Raw genomic sequence first — 17,326 nt, forward strand, 5'->3', positions numbered from 1 at the left:
GGATCGATCCACCCCAAATTGAGGTTGTAACTGTTAAGAGAAGCACCGTTCGGCGCAGTTAAGCGTTCCCAACGCCTGATAATCTGTGCGACCTGAAGTGGTAGCTCTTGTAATCTAAAAATAGGCTGGCCCATGCCCCTCTCCTGGAACGAAATCAAATCCCGCGCGCTCACCTTCAGCCGCACCTGGGCTGACGCGGCGAGTGAAGACTCCGAGGCAAAACCCTTCTGGATCGATTTTTTCGAGATCTTTGGCATCACCGACAAGCGCGTGGCCACCTTTGAGCACGCCGTCAAAAAACTGCCCGGCCTGAACGGAGGGAAGGCCAAAACCGACGGTTTTGTTGATCTGTTCTGGCCTGGCATGCTGCTGGTGGAGCAAAAGTCGCGCGGCAAAAATCTGGATGCGGCGCTCACGCAGGCGCTGTCCTACTTTCCCGGCATCGCCGAGCGCGATTTGCCGCAGTTGGTCATCGTCTGTGACTTTGCCCGTTTTTGCGTGCACCGGCTCAGCACCAATGAGACTTTTGAATTTGCCCTGAAAGACCTGCACAAACACATCAAGCTGTTTGGCTTTGTGGCGGGTTACAAGGTGCAGACCATCCAGCCGCAAAACCCGGTCAACATCAAGGCCGCCGAGCGCATGGGACGCCTGCACGACGCCCTCAAGGCCAGCGGCTACAGTGACCACCCGCTCGAAGTGCTTTTGGTGCGCCTGCTGTTTTGCCTGTTTGCCGACGACACCGGCATTTTTCAACCCGCACAGTCGTTTCGCACCTTTGTTGAAGAGCGCACCGCCGCCGATGGCTCCGACCTGGGTTCGCGCCTGGGGCAGTTGTTCCAGATTTTGAACACCGCCGAAGACAAGCGCAGCAAGGCGCTCGACGAGCAAGTGGCGGCTTTCCCCTATGTGAACGGCAAGCTGTTTGAAGAGCCGCTGCCCATGGCCGACTTCAACGCCGCCATGCGCGAGGCGCTGCTGGACGCCTGCGCGCTCGACTGGTCGGCCATCAGCCCGGCTATTTTTGGCAGCCTGTTCCAGAGCATCATGGACGACAAGGCCCGGCGCAACCTGGGCGCGCATTACACCAGCGAGGAGAACATCCTCAAACTCATCAAGCCGCTGTTTCTGGACGAGCTGTGGGCCGAGTTTGACAAGGTCAAAAACAACCGCCATCGGCTGTTTGAGTTTCACAAAAAACTGCGCACCCTCACCTTTTTTGACCCAGCCTGCGGTTGTGGCAATTTTCTGGTCATCAGCTACCGCGAGTTGCGAGAACTGGAGCTGGCCGTGCTGCGCGCCAGCAACACCTCGGGGCAGCAGACGCTGGACATTCATGGCCTGATTGGCATCAACGTCGATCAGTTTTACGGCATCGAGATTGAGGAGTTTCCGGCCCAGATTGCGCAGGTGGCGCTGTGGCTGATGGACCACCAGATGAACCTGCGGGTGAGCGAGGAGTTTGGCCTGTACTTTGCCCGCATTCCGCTGCGCACCTCGCCGCACATCGTGCATGGCAATGCGCTGCGTCTGGACTGGAACGAGGTCATTCCGGCTGAGCGTTGCAGTTTTGTGCTGGGGAATCCACCGTTTGTCGGCGCCAAGTTCATGGATGAGGCCCAGCGCGAAGACACCCAACTGGTCTTTGCGGGTGTTGAAAATGCGGGCTTGCTGGATTTTGTGGCGGCCTGGTATGTGAAGGCGGCGCATTACCTGCGTGATGATGTGCCGGCGAGTACGGGCTGGCCGGCGGGCGCTCATGAACCTTCGGTTTTTAAAATCGCGCCCACCGGCCAGCCCGCACTCACCTCTGGTCATGAACGTGCGAACCTCCGCTGCGCCTTCGTTTCCACCAACAGCATCACGCAAGGCGAACAGGTCGGCGTGTTGTGGGGCTGGCTGCTGGCGCAGGGTGTGCACATCCATTTTGCGCACCGCACGTTTAGCTGGAGCAACGAGGCACGCGGCAAGGCAGCGGTGCATTGCGTGATTGTTGGCTTTGGCTTGGAAGACCGGCCGGCCAAGGTGATTTACGAGTACGACGACATCAAGGGCGAACCGCATGCGGTGGCTGCGGCGAATATCAATCCGTATTTAGTTGACACAACTGATGTCGTACTACCCCGACGTTCCTCACCCATTTGTGCCGTACCAACTATCAGCAAAGGAAATCAACCAACTGACGGCGGGCATCTGATCCTGAGTGCGACGGAACGTAGTGATTTTCTTTCGCAACATCCAGATGCCGCTCCCTTGGTAAAGCGGTTAATCGGAGCTCGTGAATTTCTGCACGGTGAGAATCGTTATTGTTTGTGGCTGGTAAACGTTCCACCTAATGTGATACGACGCTACCCTTTTGTGATGCAACGCATTGAGAAATGTCGGAAATTTCGCGCAGAGGAAGGTATTGCAAGCGACACAATTGCATTGGCTGCGACCCCGTCTCTTTTTCGTGAAACCAGAAATCCATCGCACTATGTCGTTGTACCAAGTGTTTCATCAGAACGCAGAGCCTACATCCCATTTGGTTTCGAAACTGCTGACACAATCGCGACCAATTTGTGCCTAGTTATTGACGATGCCGATTTGTACCACTTCGGCATCCTCTCCAGCACCATGCACAACGCGTGGGTGCGCACCACCTGCGGGCGTCTGAAAAGCGACTACCGCTACTCCAAAGACATCGTCTACAACAACTTCCCCTGGCCCGACCTGCCGCCAGGTTCAGAGACAAATCAGGCTACAACCCCCGTCCACAAAGCGCAGACAGCCATCAAAACCGCAGCGCAAGCGGTGCTCGACGCCCGGGCTCAGTTCCAGACCGGCGCACAACCGGCGTCGCTGGCCGACCTGTACGACCCGCTCACCATGCCGCCGGTCTTGCTCAAAGCCCACCTAAGATTGGATACAGCCGTGGACGCGGCCTACGCGCTCAGCGGTGGCAAGAAGAGCTGGAAAAACGACGCCGAGCGTGTGGCGTTTTTGTTTGAGCTGTACCAAAAGTACACCAGCCTGCTGCCTGCCACAACTCCCAAAAACAAACGCAAAGCAAAGACTGCATGAGCACCCTCAAGAAGCGTTCACCCCTGGACCGGGCACCGCCACTGCGCGCACCGGGGCAATCGCTAACCGAGCAATTGCAGGACGAGTTTTACGATCATGTTGTTGCGCCAGGGACCCTTGCTTTGATAATGCTCCTCATGGCCGGGCTGGAGTGGTTTCGTTATTTCACGGCTGCCAAACCCAATCCCGTGATTTACACGGTAGTGGCTGTCCTGGCCGTGGCGTACGCAACTGTCAAGATTTGGCGGGCTAAAAAACGCTTGGCGCAAATCAGGCTTGGGCGCGATGGTGAGCGTGCTGTGGCTGAGCATCTTGAATGGCTGCGGCGAAAGGATTTCGTGGTGTTTCATGACGTACCCAATGGCGACGCGAATGTGGATCATGTGGTGATAGGGCCGCAGGGTGTGTTCACCATAGAAACCAAAACTCATTCAAAACCGGTGCGGGGCGAATGCAAGGTGACGATGGTAGCAGGCGAAGTTTTCGCCAATGGGCATCGCATTGATCGCAACCCATTGGTACAAGCCAAAGCGCAGGCACGATGGTTAGGCAACTTCCTGCGCGAAAACCAGTTTGAACCTTTTGTTTGGCCGGTGGTTGTTTTTCCAGGCTGGTTTGTTGAGTCGTTTGACAATCAAGCTGAGGGCATTTGGGTGCTGGAGACCAAGGCGCTTGCGAAGTTCCTCGAAAACGAACCCGTGCGGCATTCTCTGGACGACGTTAAGGCCATGGCCGCAGCTTTGCGCAGTTACGTGCGAGCACAGTCAGCCCAGTAAAAGTGCTTCAATTTTGGTAGCCGCTAACGCATATTCAACGATTGTTGATGGTTAATTTAACCAAAGTTTCTAGGTCTTAGTCACACCAACCGCCCTCCGCCGCACATGCAAGTGCGTCTGCACCGAATCCCCCTCACCCGACTTCACTTCTTTCACCTCCAGATACGCCGCCTGCTGGCGGTGTGACCAGTTCGCCGAGTTTGGCCACGCCGTAGTTGCGCGGGTCAAAAGAGGTGTGGCTGCGGTTGATCTGGCTGCCCAGGGCAGATAGCGTGGACCAGCCGTCTTCGCGAGCGATGGCATTTAATGCGTTCAGGATCATCGGCTTGAGCTTGGGCAGCTCGGCCAACGGCTCCTTGCCGGGCTTGGCTTCTTCGGGCTCGGTGCGCAAAATTTCGGTGTAGATGAACTTGTCACACGCGGCCACAAAGGGCTCGGGCGTTTTGCGTTCGCCAAAGCCGTAGACCACCAGCCCCGCTTCGCGAATGCGGGTGGCCAGCCGGGTAAAGTCGCTGTCGCGCGACACTAGGCAAAAGCCGTCCACCCTGCCAATGTGCAACACGTCTTGCGTTGCGCCAACACAAGCAAGTTTGGCCACAAGCGTTGTCGCGGCTAAAACAATTCCAAACCAACCACAAAACGCCTGAACTGTGTAGCATGGCACCCTTTGCACCTTGAGAGAGGTCCGCCATGTCCACCTACATGCTCCTGATCATTGAGCCACCCGCCCAGCGCGCCACCCGCTCCGAAGCGCAGGGGCGTGAGGTTTACTCCCGCATGCAAGGTTTTGGCGAAGGCCTGCGCGAGCAGGGCAAGCTGCTGGCGGTGGAGTCGCTGGCCTCGCAAGCCAGCGCGGTGCGGGTAAGTCGGGTGGACGGCCACAGCCGTGTGCTGGACGGCCCCTTTTCCGAAGCCAAGGAAATGGTGGGCGGTTTTTTCCTGATCGATTGCGCCACCCAAACCGAGGCTGTCGTCATCGCCCAGCAATGCCCGGCGGCCGAATGGGCCACGGTCGAGGTGCGCTCACTCGCGCCCTGTTTCGACGACAGCCGGGCTTGATCTGACCATTAGGGTTTGTCCCTAGACGCGTTCTGTCGAAAACGCCCAAGCTGTTTCGTCGTACCTACAGAAGCCACTGAACCGACTTCACGTGAGGCACGGCAAACCCGCCGCCGCCCGAGTTGACCACTTTGGAGTGCTCCATGAAAACCCAGCATTTCGACATCCTGATCCAGGCCCCGCCCAAGCAGGTATGGGCCACCATGCTGCAGTCGCCCACCTACGAGCTATGGACCACCGCCTTCTGCGAAGGTTCGCGTTTTGAAGGCTCTTGGGACGAGGGCCAGAAGATCCGTTTTCTCAACCCTCAAGGCCTGGGCATGGTGGCCGAAATCGCGGCGAACCGGCCGGGGCAGTTCGTCTCAATCCGGCATCTGGGCATGATCGACCAAGGTGTGGAAGACACCACCAGCGACGCGGCGGGCGCCTGGGCGCCGTGCTTTGAAAACTACACCTTCACCGACGAGGCGGGCGGCACCCGCTTGCGTGTTGACTGCGACGACTGCGGCGCTGGCGAGGACTGGATGGTGCAGACTTGGCCCAAAGCCTTGCAGACCCTGAAGACCCTTTGTGAAACCCCAAGCTGAGGAGATCGCCATGACCACCACCATTCCCATGTGTGCCGTTGTGCATTTTGAAATGCCCTACAAAGACCGCGAGCGCGCCGCGCGCTTTTACACCGACGCCTTCGGCTGGTCCCACCAGATGCTCGGCCCCGAGATGGGCGACTACCTGCTGGTCAGCACCGCCCCGCCCGGCGCACGACCGGCCATGCCACCCGATGCGGCGCTCGGCTCGATCAACGGTGGCCTGTTTCCGTTCAAACCGGACTGGCCGATGCAGCACCCGTCGGTGGTGATTGGCGTCGAAGACATCCGCGCGGCCATGCAACGCGTCCAGGCGGCGGGCGGTGAGGTGATGGGCGAACCCATGGCGATTCCTGGCGTGGGCGAGTACGTGTGCTTTGTGGACACCGAAGGCAACCGCAACAGCATGATCCAGCCAGACATGGAACCGCCGGCCTGCAACACCTGAGCCACCAAGGAGAACTCCCATGCGATTCATGATCATCGTCAAGTCCTGCCCCGCGTTCGAGGCCGAGGTCACACCAGCGGCTCCCGAAGAACTGATGGCCGAGATGGCTGCCTACCACGAAGAACTGATGCGCGCCGGCGTGCTGCTTGACGGCAGTGGCCTGCACCCCAGTCGCACCGGTTGGCGCGTGCACTATGGCCCCGAGGGCAAACGCATCGTGGACGGCCCGTTTGCCGAAGCCAAGGAACTCATCGCCGGCTACACCCTGATCCAGGTGCGCACCCGCGAAGAAGCCCTGGAATGGAGCCGGCGTTTTCCCAACCCAGCCGGGCGTGGCATGGAGGCGGTGATCGAGCTGCGCCAACTCATCGAACTCGACGAGTTTCCGCCCAGCCCGGCGCTGGACAAGTTCAAGCAGATGGACGCCCACCAGAAAACCTGAGCCTCTCACACGAACCAACAACCAGGAGAATCCACCGTGTTCCGACAAATCTTCATCAACTTGGCCGTCAAGGACATGGCCCGTACACAGACCTTCTTCACGGCCTTGGGCCTCACGTTTAACCAGCGCTTCACCAACGAGAAAGGCGCTTGCCTGGAGATCGGTGAAAACTTCTACGCCATGCTGCTGGTCGAGCCCTTCTTTCAGGGCTTCACCAAAAAGCCGGTCAGCGATGCCAACCAGACCACCGAAGTGATCTTGGCACTGTCGGTTGACAGCCGTGCCGAGGCTGAAGAGGTGATCGCTAAGGCCGTGGCCGCTGGTGCCACCACGCCAAATCCGCCGCAGGACCACGGTTTCATGTACCAGCACGGCTTTGCTGACCTGGACGGCCACCAGTGGGAGGTGTTCTGGATGGACGACGCAGCAGCGCCCGCGCAGATGTAATCTACTCACGTGCATTGCGCCGTCCACGACACCATTGCCGCCGTTTGGCGCATCGAGTCAGCGCACATCGTCGCTGCAGTGGCGCGGCGTGTGCGCGACCTCGGTGTGGCCGAAGAACTGGCGCAGGACACGCTGGTGGCCGCGCTGGAACACTGGCCCCGGGACGGCGTGCCGAATAACCCCGGTGCCTGGCTCATGACCACGGCGATCAACCGCGCACTCGATTGGCTGCGCCACCGCCAGATGGCCCACGCGCGGCTTGGCGACATTGCCAGCGACCTCGAAGCGATAGAGGCCCATGTGGTGCCCGACTTCACCGACGCGCTGGACACGGCCCGCGCGCACGCCGCCATTGGCGACGACCTGTTGCGCCTGATCTTCACCGCCTGCCACCCGGTGCTCTCCAGCGACGCACGCGTGGCGCTCACGCTCAAGCTGCTTGGTGGCCTCACCACGCATGAAATCGCGCGCGCCTACCTGGTGCCAGAGGCCACCATTGCGCAGCGCATCGTGCGCGCCAAACGCGCTCTGGCCGACGCAAAAGTGCCTTTTGAGGTGCCACAGGGTGAGCAGCTGAACGCACGCCTGGGCTCGGTGCTGGAAGTGGTCTACCTGGTTTTCAACGAAGGCTACACCGCCACCAGTGGTGCCGACTGGATGCGCCCCGAACTCTGCTTGGAGGCCCTGCGCCTGGGCCGCATATTGGCCGAACTGGTACCGCAGCAGGCCCAGGCGCATGGCCTGGTCGCGTTGATGGAATTGCAGGCTTCACGCACGCCGACGCGCATCGACATGCAAGGCAACCCGGTGCTGCTCAACCAGCAGAACCGCGCGCGCTGGGATCACTTGTTGATCCGCCGGGGCATGGCCGCGCTGGCGCGCGCCCAAAGTTTGGGGCAAGCACCAAGCAGTTACCAGCTACAAGCCGCCATTGCCGCCTGCCATGCCCGCGCACCGACGGCGCAAGAGACCGACTGGGCGCATATTGCCGCGCTTTACGCCCTGCTCATGCGTGTGGCCCCCTCACCGGTGGTTGAGCTCAACCGCGCGGTGGCCGTGTCCATGCACCAAGGTCCGGCGGCAGGTCTTGCCATTGTCGAAACCTTGCTGCAAGACAAGGCCTTTCAGCACTACCACCTGCTGCATGCGGTGCACGGTGATCTGCTGCAAAAACTGGGGCACCGGAATGAAGCACGGGCAGCGCTGCGCCGGGCTGCGGCGCTGACGGGGAACGAGAAAGAGCGTGCCTTGCTGGTGCAGCGGGCACAGGAGCAGGACGGGTCAGTTGCGGCCATTGGGCAGCGCAACTGGCTTGCAAATCCTGTGCGGCGTGGTGATACTGCACCTTCTGTTCGAAAGGGCCCCATGGTGACTGTGGAATTTGCGGCCAGCCTGCGCCGCCATGTGGACTGTGCACCGCAAGACGTGGCGGCGGGCAGCCTGCGCGCGGTGCTTGAGGCGGCTCTGGCGGCGGCCCCCGAGTTGAGACATTACGTGTTGGATGACCAGGACAACATCCGCAAACATGTGGCTGTGTTTGTCAACAAGACCATGGTGCGGGACCGCCAGAACCTCACCCAAGCGCTGACCAGCGGCGACAGGGTGCTGGTGGTTCAGGCCCTGACTGGCGGCTAGCCTTTCATCAATCAAACAGCACAAACCCAAGGAGATCGAACATGCAAACCTTACTCGTCGCCAGCCGAAAAGGCCTGTTTGTGGTCCGTGGTCAGGGCACGCTATGGGAGATCACCGGCCACCACTTTGCGGGCGACCCGGTGTCGCAGGTGATGGTGGACCCACGCAACGGCCACTGGTATGCCGCGCTGCGCCTGGGGCACTTTGGCGTGAAGCTGCGCAAAAGCTCCGACCAGGGTGCCAACTGGGCAGAGGTGACTTCGCCCGCTTTCCCACCCAAGCCGCAGATGGGCCCACTGGCCGCAGACACCACACCGTGGAATGTGGAAATGATCTGGAGCTTGGCCGCGGGCAGCACCGATCAGCCAGACACGTTGTGGGCGGGTTGTATGCCCGCGGGCTTGTTCAAGTCAGAAGACGCTGGCCAAAGTTGGGCGCTGAACACCGCGCTGTGGGAAAACCCCAAACGCCTTGACTGGCTTGGCGGGGGCAATGACTTTCCCGGCATGCACTCGGTGCTGGTGGACCCGCGCAATCCGGATCACATCACAGTGGCCGTGTCCTGCGGTGGGGTCTGGCAAACCACAGACGGCGGCCAGTCATGGCTGTTGACTGCCGACGGCATGAAGGCCGACTACCTGCCCCCCGACATCGAACAAGACCCCAACGCCCAGGACCCGCACCGCATGGTGCAGTGTGCGGCGCAACCCGATGTGTTGTGGGTGCAGCACCACTGCGGGTTGTACCGCTCCACCACCGCCGGTCACTTCTGGGAGGGCATTCCCGCGCCCGCGCCATCGGGCTTTGGTTTTGCTGTGGCCTGTGATCCGCTGGACCCGCTGCGCGCCTGGTTTGTACCGGCGCAAGCCGACACGCACCGCTACGCTGTGGACGGCAAGATGGTGGTGAACCGCACCGATGACGGAGGCGCCACCTTCAAGACCTTTACCCGGGGTCTGCCGCAGGCCCATGCCTACCACCTGGTCTACCGCCACTGCCTGGAGCTGGCACCTGACCGCAACACCCTGGCCATGTCGTCCACCACCGGCGGCCTGTGGATCAGCCCCGATGCAGGCGAGCAGTGGCATTGCGTCTCACGGGACCTGCCGCCAGTGGCAGCGCTGGACTGGTTGCCGTAAGGCTGAAGCCAAGCACCGTGTGGCACCGCGCGCTGTCCCCATCGAGCACACGGTGAGTTGCGGCTAGTCGCGGCCCACAAAGCCCACCACGTCAGCCCTGCCACGTCCCAGGCACCAGGCGCGTTCGAGGTCAAAGTTCTGTCTGGCACACAAAGTCCAGCCCCGCGCACACCGCTGCCACCTGCGCGGCAATGCATTGTTCTGGTGTAGCGCGGGGGCTGTCGGGGTAGACCTCGGTGGTAGTGGTGAAGCGCGCGCCGGTGATGCCGGCACACAGACCCAGTTCCTTCATGGCGTAGTGGATGACGCCATGCGCCACCAGGGGTGAACTGATGATGCCGCCCGAGTCATCCGCCGGGGCAATGTGGGTGACGCGCGCCACCGCCTCGATCATGGCCTGCTGGAACGCAGGTTGGGGGTTGGCCACGTCGTCCACCAGGTAAAAGCCGTCGGGAATGGTGCAAGGCACAAAAGGCTTGCCATCGCGCGCGGCCACGGCGGGGCGGTATTCCGACGCGTCGGTGTCGGTGGTTTCGTGCAGGTCGATGTGAGCCACAAACTGCCCGCGCAAAGGCGCCACCAGGCGCATCAAGGCTGCGCACTCCTGTACCGGGCTGGCCTCAAAAAACGAGCGGTTGGGGTCGATGGCGTCAAAGTTCCAGCGCTGGATGTGTTCATACGCCCAAGGACTCACGCACGGTGCCACCAGCAGGTTCAACCTGCCTGCATAGGCGTGGGCATATTCAGCTGCAAAGCGCAGCGCGCCGTGCACGCCACTGGTTTCGTAGCCGTGCACACCGCCGGTGACCAGAACGGTGGGCAGGTGCGGCTGCCAGTTTCGGCTGCGGATGGCCAGCAGGGGAAAACGTTCGTCCGCATAAGCCACCTCACCGTAGCTTGATACGTCAAAACGCTCGCCCAAGCGCTCCATGCTGCTGAGCACATCGTCGGCGTAGCTGCGCTGGCGCACCTGGCGCGCACGCCATTGGGCCAGCTCTGCCGCGCCCCAGGCAAGGCCAGCGGTACCAATAGAATAAAAATGTGAATCGCTCATAGGATGTTTGCCGGGTTGAATGAGGTTTGAAAGTAACAGGATGATTATCCAGGTGGCGCAAGCTGGCCGGGCTACACTGACCACCCGACGCTGTAAGCAGCCATATCTGGCTGCCAGCCCCAACAGCCAAGCCCATGCATACCCAGGACATTCTCCATTTCAAAGACCCGGCGCCTGTCCTCACCCTCACCTGCGTCAACGCCAACGTGTACAGCGTGCACCTGGCCGATGGAAGCCACGTTGGCAATCTCAAGCAGATTGGCGCGTTCTGGAAATTCAAGGCGGTGGGCTATGACGCAACCGGTGGCGTGGAACCCGGTGGCGGACCGTTCACGCATCGGCACAACACGGTGCTGTCAACACCCGATGTACTGGAGCTCAATGCCAGGCTTTGCCATAGCAATTGACCTGCCACGGCTTGTTGCCCTGGCTTTGTGAGTAACATCAAGCGCTTACAAAAAGTTTCAATTTATGCGACTCACCCAACGGACCGATTACACCTTGCGTGTGCTGATGTACTGCGCTGCCTGCGAGGGGCGTGCCAAACTGCCCACGGTCAGCGAGATTGCCGAAGCGCATGGTATTTCCCGCAGCCATTTGATGAAAATCGTGATGGACCTGGCCAGCCTTGGCTGGCTGGAAACCACACGTGGTCGCGGCGGTGGACTGCGTTTGCTGAAGGCGCCTGGCAGCCTGAGCCTGGGTGAGATCGTGCGCCAGACCGAATCCGACATGGACATGGTCGAGTGTTTTGACAAACACCTCAACACCTGTCGGCTCGATGGGTTTTGCCGACTCAAGGGCATCGTGAAAAAGGCATCACGCGGCTTTATCGAAGCACTCAACGCCTATACCGTGGCTGACTTGCTGGAGCCGACATCGGCGGCCCGGACCTTTAAAGGGCAATTGCCTCACCTGATCCCTTTGAAAAAGCTCCAAAAAGAGGCCGTCCCCCTGCCCTAAGCTGACAGTTTCAACTGCTCGCGCATGCCCGCAGACATCCAGGTTCGGGCCTGCGCATCGACCATCAGGGACTCGACACCTGGCAGCCCGGAAAGCAAACGCTGGCCCCTGGCGGCACCCATCAGCATGGCCGTGGCACCCCAGCCGTTGACTGCTTGTGGGGTGCGCGCCAGCATCGCCACCCCGCGGACGCCCTGCGTGGGAAGACCGGTGTGGGGATCGAGGATATGGTGATAGCGTTTGCCTTCGTAGATGAACGCACGCTCGTAATCACCGGAAGAAGCCACCACACCATCACTGAGTTCCAACGTGCCCAGCAGCCGCTCCGGCGCACGCGGGTCGCGCAGACCAATGCGCCAGTCGCGCCCCAGCAGTTGCCCCGTAACCAGCACGTCGCCACCGCCATTGAGCATGGCGCCGTCCAGACCATGGGCCTGCAGCACCCGCATGCCGGCCTGCAGAATAGGCAGCTTCGCCACGCCGCCAAGGTCAACCTTGACGCCGGGTCGCTGCAAACGGGCCTGGCGTTTGACGGGATCAAGCACCAGGTAGCGATGGTTGACCATTGAACGTTCGTGCCGCAATTGGGCGGCGCTGGGCAGCCGGGGGTTGGCAGGGTCAAAAGACCAGCCCTGGTAGCCGCCTACCGTGATGTCAAAGGCCCCGTTGCTGCGTTGTGACAAATCCAGGCCGCGCCGGAGCACCGCCAGGGTTTCTGGCGAGACGTCGACCGCCGCCAGGCCGGCGCTTCGGTTCAAGGCCGAAATTTCGCTGTCAGGGCGGTAGCGGCTCATCAGACGCTCCAACCGGGCCATTTCAGCAAAGGCCTGCGCCGTTGCCTGGCTTGCCTGGCTGCCCTGGGCCACGATGTCGACTCTTGTGCCAAGCAAGTCGCGCGACGCACGTTGTACATGCGGGCTGGCCAGCGCCGGACGAACAAACATGCCGGTCGCCAGCAGACCGAGTCCGGTCAGGCAGCGACGGCGGCCAGGCAAGGAAGGCGTCATCATGGCAAGGCTCAGCGTGACAAGGACACCATGTGATCAACCGCGGCCTTGACTTCGTCCACGGTCAGGTTGGCACCACCACCCTTGGCCGGCATCATGCCCTTGGCACCGGTGAAGCCCTCGATCGCGTGCTTGTAGAGCACATCATTGCCCTGGGCAATGCGCGGGCCCCAGTCGGCCTTGTCACCCGGCTTGGGCGCGCCGGCCACGTTGGCAGCATGGCACAGTGAGCAGACGCTGCCATAGACTTTCTTGCCAACCACATTTTCTGCCACTTGAGCCGGTGCTGCGACGGGGGCGGCAACTGGCGCTGCTGGCGCGGCAACCGGGGCGCTGGCTTCTTTTTCGCCACAGGCTGCGAGCGTGGCCGCAAAACCGAGGGCCAGGAGGAGTTTGGTGTATTTCATGGGTTTTCCTGTCAAGAACAAAGTGAGGTTAAGGTAAAAATCTGATTGTGATTTTAATATACAAAATAAATGAATCTTTGATCAATTTATTCAAAATCGAACAGCCAATGCATAGTCAGCCGTCGGGATGGGCGTGCGGCGCCAGCTTTTGCAATCCCGGCGGAAGGGATTGGCGCAATGCCACCGCCGACGTCAATGCGCCGCCACGCAGCTTCACTAGTGCCAGGGCGTTGGCCTCGGAGGCATACGCGGGCAAATTACCGGCCCGCATCGGCCCCGGCAAAGTGGAGCCGTGGACATAAATCGCCTGGTCGGCACCGAGCCAATCGCCTGTGGCCTGGTCGCTCACATACAGCGCCACAATGTCCGCTGCCGCGCGCCCCGGCGTGTAACGTTCAACACGCTGCAAATAATGGAACAGGCTCAGTGGCGAGTCCAGGTACTGCACGGCGCCGTCAGAAAAGATCACCTGCGCTGCCCAGCGCCGATTGCGGGCCGGAAACATGCCGCAGACCGGGCAACGTGCCTCGGCCGGTACCTCACGGGCCGCCGTTGGCGCCACGCCGGAAGCCGGGTCGTAGGCAAAGGTGGGGGCGACGATGCAGACATCGTCGATGGCTTCATCGGCGCGCGCTGCATTCGGGCGCCATGCCAGCCAGCCCACGCTGGCCGTGGCCGCGAGTCCACCCAAAGTGGTCACCAGGATCAGATGACGGCGGCGCATGCTCACATCCGGGTGTCGTGCAAAGCGCCGCCGCTCAGGTCCACCATCTCGGGCTTGATGTCGGCAAAGCGCAGCAAGCGCCCGCCATAGGTCTGGACAAAGCTCTGCGCTGCGGTTTCTTCTGCAAAACTGGCCGCGGTAGGGCCCATGGAGCCGTGGCGTTTGCTGCCAAGCACAAACCAGGCGTTGCGGGCCACGATCCACTGCCCCTGCGGGCGGTCCCAGTCGGCCTTGCCCATGTCTTGCACATAGGCCGCGCGTACGGCACGCACCTGTTCCGGTGCGAGCAGCATCGACAGCAGTTCCACCGTGTCACAAAACCAGTGAACCTGCTTGTCATCTGCATACTGGATCTGACCTTTGGGGCCAGGGAAATCTGCCAGCAACATGCCATCCAGCGAGCAACTGGCCATGTGGTCCATGTCGGTGGGTGGCTGGTCGCCTGAAGCGGCCGGGTCATTGGGCTTGCAGCCCACCAGGCTGAGCGCAGCGAGGCCGGCACAGCCGCACAGCAGGCGGCGCCGATTGAGCGTGAAATGGGTCAACAGTGTCATGGTCGGAACCTCCAGGAAGCAAGGGCAAGCGGCCCGACAATCCAGACCAGCATGGCCCCGCCCATCAACCAGGTTTGGCCCAGTGCGGGTGGCACGATGCTGGCCAGGCCGTAAAGCCTGCGCACGTCGTCGAGCGAAAAAACGTTAAGAATGCGAAAGATGTCGGCTGGATTGAGCAGCAGCAGGTAGGCAAACGCATCGCCGCCCAGTTCGCCTGCGCTGTAGACGAGCAGGCCGAGCAGCAGCAGGTCGAACACCAGCACCAGCGCAAACCAGAGCGCAATGGCCAGCCCGGAAGCCCGGGTGCGGTCACGCGCCAGCACCGACAGCAGCATGGCCAGGCTCAGGAACGCCAGGCCCAGCAAGACCGAACTCACGACAAAACCGAGGTAGTGGTACAGGCCGGCAAAACTGAAGCGCTGGAACAACAACAGTGCGACCAAGGCAAAACCCGCCACGGTCGAAAGTGTCAAGGCGCCGGCCAAACCGAGGAATTTGCCCAGCAACAGTTCGAGCCGGGTGATTGGCAGCGCCAGCAGCAAATCCAGCGAACCGCGCTCGCGTTCACCCACGATGGCGTCAAAGCCCAGCAGCAGCGCAATCAGGGGGATCAGGTAGATCACCAGGCTGACCAGGCTGGCGATGGTCAGCTCGATCGAGCGTGGCCCAATTTGCCCTTGCACTGCGGCACCAAAATAGGTGATCAACAGCGAAAACACCGTAAACACCAGGGCCACCGCGAGCACCCAGCGGTTACGAAAACGGTCGCGGAATTCCTTGCCGGCCAGTGACAGCACCTGGCGCAGTTGCAGTGTGGCGTTCATGCTTTTTCCCTCAATCCAAAATACACATCCTCCAGCGAGGGCTCCAGAATCTGCAGGTCATGCAAACCCGCTGGGGCCAGCAGGCCCAGCAAGTGCATCTTGTGCTCGCGGGCGCAGTGCACCTCAAGGGTGTCGGGTGACGTCTGCTGGATCGAAAGCACGGCGTGATTTGCATCGCGTTGCAGCGTCGTCGCCAGTTCGGTCAACCCGGCAGCGGCGCCCGTCACACAGAGCCGGATCGGCATACGGGAGTGCTCGCGCAGCTCAGCCACGCTGCCTTGCGCCTGGATGCGGCCGTTGCTCAACATGGCCAGCGCGTCAACACGCTGCTGCAGCTCTGCCAGCACATGGGAGCTGATGACAATAGTGACGCCCTGGGCGCGCAAGCTGTCAAGCTGGTCGTAGAAGTCCCGGATGGCGCTGGGGTCCAGGCCGGTCGTGGGTTCGTCCAGCAGCAGCAATTGCGGGCTGCCGAGCAGCGCCTGGGCAAACCCCAGGCGCTGACGCATGCCTTTTGAATACTCCCGCACCGGCCGCCGGCCAGCCGACGCCAGGCCAACACGCGTCAGCAAGGGGGCGCACTGCGTTTTTGGAGCGCCCTTGAGCTGGGCAAAAAATTCGAGTGTTTCCAGGCCCGAGAGGTTGTCGTACAGCACCAGGTTTTCAGGCAGGTAACCGATCACACGCCGGGCGGCACGAAAGTCGGGGCCACCCACGGCAATTCCGTTGACGAGAATCTGGCCCTGGCTCGGTGTGATCAGCCCCAGCACCAGCTTGAACAGCGTGCTCTTGCCCGCGCCGTTATGGCCAATCAGGCCGAACAATTGGCCCCTGGGTACCGTCAGGTCGACCCGGTCCAGTGCCAGCAGCAGGTGCCCACGCTGGCCGTAGTGCTTGCTCACGCCGCTGAGGTTCAGGGCTTCATCGGAATTGCTTGTCACGCCATTCGCTCCAGTTTTTGTTGAAGGGCACCATGGCCGGATAGGGGTCGACCACGCTGGGTACGCGCAGCACGGGGAATTGCTGGCCCAGCAGGCGCAACGCCTGGATCGCCGGGCTGCCCAGCAGCAGCTTGACGATCGGGTGGCGGTATTGCAGGCGGTCCACCAGGTCATTGGCCTCGTAAGGCAGGTCGCCCACACCGTTGCCGTCGCGGTCCCAGCCCAGGTAGTTGCTCCAGTGGTTGCCCTGCCCCGGCTGTTTGCCGCCCCAGCTTTCATCCCTGGCACCGATATAACGCACCTGTTCGCGGTTGGCAATGAAGTCGTTGCCTTCCACCTTGTTGCGGGTTGAGCCGGCCGACAGATGCACCCCGACATGGTTGTCCACCACCAGGTTGCCGCGCAGGGTGGCGAACTCCACGTCGTAAATGAAGAAGCCCCGGTTGTTGCCGGCCACGACGTTGTTCTCAACCACCGAGTCCTGCAGCGTGCGCAACATGATGCCGTGGTCCGAATTGCCCCAGGTGCGGTTGTTCCGCACCACCTGGTTGCGCACTTCCATCAGGGCCAGGCCGCCCCGGTTGTAGTAGCTGTCGTTGTCTTCCCACAGGTTGTGGTAGGAGTTCATGTAGTGGGTGCCATAGCGGCTGTGGTGCAGCTTGTTGCCGCGGAATTCAGCGTGGTGGGAAACGTCGACATACAGCGCGTCGCGCACAAAGCTGATGTCGTTGCCAAGGATGCGAGCACCCTGGGTGTTGTAGAGCTGGATGCCGTTGCCGCGCTGCGACGAGTTGAAGTCGCGCAGGCCCGTGATGCGGTTGTTTTCAATGCGGACGTCGTTGACCTTCTCGATCCACAGGCCAAACAGGTTGTACACCAGCACACAGTCGCGCACCACCGCCCGGTGCGCGCCGGGCTGGAGATAGATGCCGGCATGCTGGTGAAGCAGTTCGGTGCCTGAATCGCGCACGATCAGGCCCTCGATGACCACATCGGGCGAGGTCACGCGAATGGTGTCGCCGCGCTGGCCACCACTGAGCGTCGGACGATTGAGACCGCGCAACGTCAGCGGTTTTTCGATACGCAGGTTCTGCGCATAAAAACCGCGCTCGACCTCTACCACGTCACCGCCAGCAGCCCGGTTGATCACGGCCTGCAAGTCCTGCCCGGGCTGCACCCGCCAGACCGCGGCCCACAGCGGGGTGCAGCACAGCAACAGGCAGGCCAGGGCAAACCGGCGCAGATCAGACTTCACA

General features: G+C 61.4%; 20 protein-coding genes and 1 pseudogene. 12 read left to right on the forward strand and 9 right to left on the reverse strand.

The annotated features are described in order from the left end of the window. Positions 1 to 132 precede the first annotated feature (132 nt). Complete coding sequence (locus NDJ10_RS09125; RefSeq protein ID WP_296161364.1) at positions 133 to 3,063, forward strand: DNA methyltransferase; 2,931 nt, start codon at positions 133 to 135, stop codon at positions 3,061 to 3,063. Next, on the forward strand, positions 3,060 to 3,839 hold the full coding sequence (locus NDJ10_RS09130; RefSeq protein ID WP_296161366.1) for a nuclease-related domain-containing protein: 780 nt from the start codon (positions 3,060 to 3,062) through the stop codon (positions 3,837 to 3,839). Before NDJ10_RS09125 ends, NDJ10_RS09130 begins: the two co-directional genes overlap by 4 nt. A gap of 133 nt (positions 3,840 to 3,972) precedes the next feature. On the opposite strand, the gene NDJ10_RS09135 is transcribed toward NDJ10_RS09130, so the two are convergent. After that, complete coding sequence (locus NDJ10_RS09135; RefSeq protein ID WP_296161368.1) at positions 3,973 to 4,437, reverse strand: NYN domain-containing protein; 465 nt, start codon at positions 4,435 to 4,437, stop codon at positions 3,973 to 3,975. Between the two features lie 92 nt (positions 4,438 to 4,529). On the opposite strand from NDJ10_RS09135, the gene NDJ10_RS09140 reads away from it, so the two are divergent. The 8 genes and pseudogenes from NDJ10_RS09140 to NDJ10_RS09175 all read left to right on the forward strand — a co-directional run bounded on the left by NDJ10_RS09140 (position 4,530) and on the right by NDJ10_RS09175 (position 9,596). Continuing rightward, positions 4,530 to 4,898 carry a YciI family protein gene (locus NDJ10_RS09140; RefSeq protein WP_296161371.1) on the forward strand — a complete coding sequence of 123 codons (369 nt, stop codon included), beginning with the start codon at positions 4,530 to 4,532 and terminating at the stop codon, positions 4,896 to 4,898. A gap of 143 nt (positions 4,899 to 5,041) precedes the next feature. Further along, positions 5,042 to 5,485: an SRPBCC domain-containing protein gene (locus tag NDJ10_RS09145; RefSeq protein ID WP_296161373.1), complete on the forward strand. Its 444-nt coding sequence runs from the start codon at positions 5,042 to 5,044 to the stop codon at positions 5,483 to 5,485. A 10-nt stretch (positions 5,486 to 5,495) separates the two neighbouring features. Further along, a complete protein-coding gene (locus tag NDJ10_RS09150; protein WP_296161375.1) occupies positions 5,496 to 5,933 on the forward strand; it encodes a VOC family protein in 438 nt (145 codons plus the stop codon). Positions 5,934 to 5,952: 19 nt separating this feature from the next. Continuing rightward, entirely contained in the window at positions 5,953 to 6,375 is a 423-nt protein-coding gene (locus NDJ10_RS09155; RefSeq protein ID WP_296161377.1) for a YciI family protein, read from the forward strand. 36 nt (positions 6,376 to 6,411) lie between these two features. Then, the gene (locus NDJ10_RS09160; RefSeq protein WP_296161379.1) at positions 6,412 to 6,822 is read left to right on the forward strand and encodes a VOC family protein; all 411 of its coding nucleotides are present in this window, start codon (positions 6,412 to 6,414) and stop codon (positions 6,820 to 6,822) included. Positions 6,823 to 6,831: 9 nt separating this feature from the next. Continuing rightward, positions 6,832 to 8,088, forward strand: a pseudogene (locus NDJ10_RS09165) (RNA polymerase sigma factor); the annotation flags it as partial. A 99-nt stretch (positions 8,089 to 8,187) separates the two neighbouring features. Next, a complete protein-coding gene (locus tag NDJ10_RS09170; protein ID WP_296161449.1) occupies positions 8,188 to 8,457 on the forward strand; it encodes a MoaD/ThiS family protein in 270 nt (89 codons plus the stop codon). A gap of 41 nt (positions 8,458 to 8,498) precedes the next feature. After that, the gene (locus NDJ10_RS09175; protein ID WP_296161382.1) at positions 8,499 to 9,596 is read left to right on the forward strand and encodes an exo-alpha-sialidase; all 1,098 of its coding nucleotides are present in this window, start codon (positions 8,499 to 8,501) and stop codon (positions 9,594 to 9,596) included. A 130-nt stretch (positions 9,597 to 9,726) separates the two neighbouring features. Here NDJ10_RS09175 and NDJ10_RS09180 read toward each other — a convergent pair whose 3' ends face one another. Beyond that, positions 9,727 to 10,650, reverse strand: a complete 924-nt coding sequence (locus tag NDJ10_RS09180; RefSeq protein ID WP_296161384.1) for a M14 family metallocarboxypeptidase — start codon at positions 10,648 to 10,650, stop codon at positions 9,727 to 9,729. 134 nt (positions 10,651 to 10,784) lie between these two features. On the opposite strand from NDJ10_RS09180, the gene NDJ10_RS09185 reads away from it, so the two are divergent. Together NDJ10_RS09185 and NDJ10_RS09190 are read left to right on the forward strand one after the other, a co-directional pair. Next, positions 10,785 to 11,057, forward strand: coding sequence for a hypothetical protein (locus NDJ10_RS09185; RefSeq protein ID WP_296161386.1), 273 nt, complete (start codon positions 10,785 to 10,787; stop codon positions 11,055 to 11,057). A gap of 64 nt (positions 11,058 to 11,121) precedes the next feature. Then, positions 11,122 to 11,613 carry an Rrf2 family transcriptional regulator gene (locus NDJ10_RS09190; protein ID WP_296161388.1) on the forward strand — a complete coding sequence of 164 codons (492 nt, stop codon included), beginning with the start codon at positions 11,122 to 11,124 and terminating at the stop codon, positions 11,611 to 11,613. Here NDJ10_RS09190 and NDJ10_RS09195 read toward each other — a convergent pair. The 7 genes from NDJ10_RS09195 to NDJ10_RS09225 form a co-directional block, all read right to left on the reverse strand. Continuing rightward, positions 11,610 to 12,623, reverse strand: a complete 1,014-nt coding sequence (locus NDJ10_RS09195; protein WP_296161390.1) for an FAD:protein FMN transferase — start codon at positions 12,621 to 12,623, stop codon at positions 11,610 to 11,612. The genes NDJ10_RS09190 and NDJ10_RS09195 overlap by 4 nt on opposite strands. Before the next feature lie 8 nt (positions 12,624 to 12,631). Beyond that, positions 12,632 to 13,027 carry a c-type cytochrome gene (locus tag NDJ10_RS09200; RefSeq protein WP_296161392.1) on the reverse strand — a complete coding sequence of 132 codons (396 nt, stop codon included), beginning with the start codon at positions 13,025 to 13,027 and terminating at the stop codon, positions 12,632 to 12,634. 115 nt (positions 13,028 to 13,142) lie between these two features. After that, a complete protein-coding gene (locus tag NDJ10_RS09205; protein ID WP_296161394.1) occupies positions 13,143 to 13,751 on the reverse strand; it encodes a nitrous oxide reductase accessory protein NosL in 609 nt (202 codons plus the stop codon). Positions 13,752 to 13,753: 2 nt separating this feature from the next. Further along, positions 13,754 to 14,305: a nitrous oxide reductase accessory protein NosL gene (locus NDJ10_RS09210; protein ID WP_296161397.1), complete on the reverse strand. Its 552-nt coding sequence runs from the start codon at positions 14,303 to 14,305 to the stop codon at positions 13,754 to 13,756. Next, the gene (locus tag NDJ10_RS09215) at positions 14,302 to 15,129 is read right to left on the reverse strand and encodes an ABC transporter permease subunit (RefSeq protein ID WP_296161400.1); all 828 of its coding nucleotides are present in this window, start codon (positions 15,127 to 15,129) and stop codon (positions 14,302 to 14,304) included. Before NDJ10_RS09215 ends, NDJ10_RS09210 begins: the two co-directional genes overlap by 4 nt. Continuing rightward, positions 15,126 to 16,070: an ABC transporter ATP-binding protein gene (locus NDJ10_RS09220; protein ID WP_296161402.1), complete on the reverse strand. Its 945-nt coding sequence runs from the start codon at positions 16,068 to 16,070 to the stop codon at positions 15,126 to 15,128. The genes NDJ10_RS09215 and NDJ10_RS09220 overlap by 4 nt, the downstream gene beginning before the upstream one ends. After that, a complete protein-coding gene (locus tag NDJ10_RS09225) occupies positions 16,051 to 17,298 on the reverse strand; it encodes a nitrous oxide reductase family maturation protein NosD (RefSeq protein ID WP_296161450.1) in 1,248 nt (415 codons plus the stop codon). Before NDJ10_RS09225 ends, NDJ10_RS09220 begins: the two co-directional genes overlap by 20 nt. Positions 17,299 to 17,326 lie beyond the last annotated feature (28 nt).

Origin of the sequence: Rhodoferax sp. (assembly GCF_023700745.1) — a bacterium.
Classification (GTDB): domain Bacteria; phylum Pseudomonadota; class Gammaproteobacteria; order Burkholderiales; family Burkholderiaceae_C; genus Rhodoferax.

Excerpts from the sequence above, each read along its gene's own strand:
- NDJ10_RS09205 (WP_296161394.1), bottom strand. The coding sequence starts at position 13,751 with ATGCGCCGCCGTCATCTGATCCTGGTGACCACTTTGGGTGGACTCGCG.
- NDJ10_RS09125 (WP_296161364.1), top strand. The coding sequence starts at position 133 with ATGCCCCTCTCCTGGAACGAAATCAAATCCCGCGCGCTCACCTTCAGC.
- NDJ10_RS09140 (WP_296161371.1), top strand. The coding sequence starts at position 4,530 with ATGTCCACCTACATGCTCCTGATCATTGAGCCACCCGCCCAGCGCGCC.
- NDJ10_RS09200 (WP_296161392.1), bottom strand. The coding sequence starts at position 13,027 with ATGAAATACACCAAACTCCTCCTGGCCCTCGGTTTTGCGGCCACGCTC.
- NDJ10_RS09155 (WP_296161377.1), top strand. The coding sequence starts at position 5,953 with ATGCGATTCATGATCATCGTCAAGTCCTGCCCCGCGTTCGAGGCCGAG.
- NDJ10_RS09175 (WP_296161382.1), top strand. The coding sequence starts at position 8,499 with ATGCAAACCTTACTCGTCGCCAGCCGAAAAGGCCTGTTTGTGGTCCGT.
- NDJ10_RS09210 (WP_296161397.1), bottom strand. The coding sequence starts at position 14,305 with ATGACACTGTTGACCCATTTCACGCTCAATCGGCGCCGCCTGCTGTGC.
- NDJ10_RS09170 (WP_296161449.1), top strand. The coding sequence starts at position 8,188 with ATGGTGACTGTGGAATTTGCGGCCAGCCTGCGCCGCCATGTGGACTGT.
- NDJ10_RS09130 (WP_296161366.1), top strand. The coding sequence starts at position 3,060 with ATGAGCACCCTCAAGAAGCGTTCACCCCTGGACCGGGCACCGCCACTG.
- NDJ10_RS09145 (WP_296161373.1), top strand. The coding sequence starts at position 5,042 with ATGAAAACCCAGCATTTCGACATCCTGATCCAGGCCCCGCCCAAGCAG.
- NDJ10_RS09215 (WP_296161400.1), bottom strand. The coding sequence starts at position 15,129 with ATGAACGCCACACTGCAACTGCGCCAGGTGCTGTCACTGGCCGGCAAG.
- NDJ10_RS09150 (WP_296161375.1), top strand. The coding sequence starts at position 5,496 with ATGACCACCACCATTCCCATGTGTGCCGTTGTGCATTTTGAAATGCCC.
- NDJ10_RS09180 (WP_296161384.1), bottom strand. The coding sequence starts at position 10,650 with ATGAGCGATTCACATTTTTATTCTATTGGTACCGCTGGCCTTGCCTGG.
- NDJ10_RS09190 (WP_296161388.1), top strand. The coding sequence starts at position 11,122 with ATGCGACTCACCCAACGGACCGATTACACCTTGCGTGTGCTGATGTAC.
- NDJ10_RS09195 (WP_296161390.1), bottom strand. The coding sequence starts at position 12,623 with ATGATGACGCCTTCCTTGCCTGGCCGCCGTCGCTGCCTGACCGGACTC.
- NDJ10_RS09185 (WP_296161386.1), top strand. The coding sequence starts at position 10,785 with ATGCATACCCAGGACATTCTCCATTTCAAAGACCCGGCGCCTGTCCTC.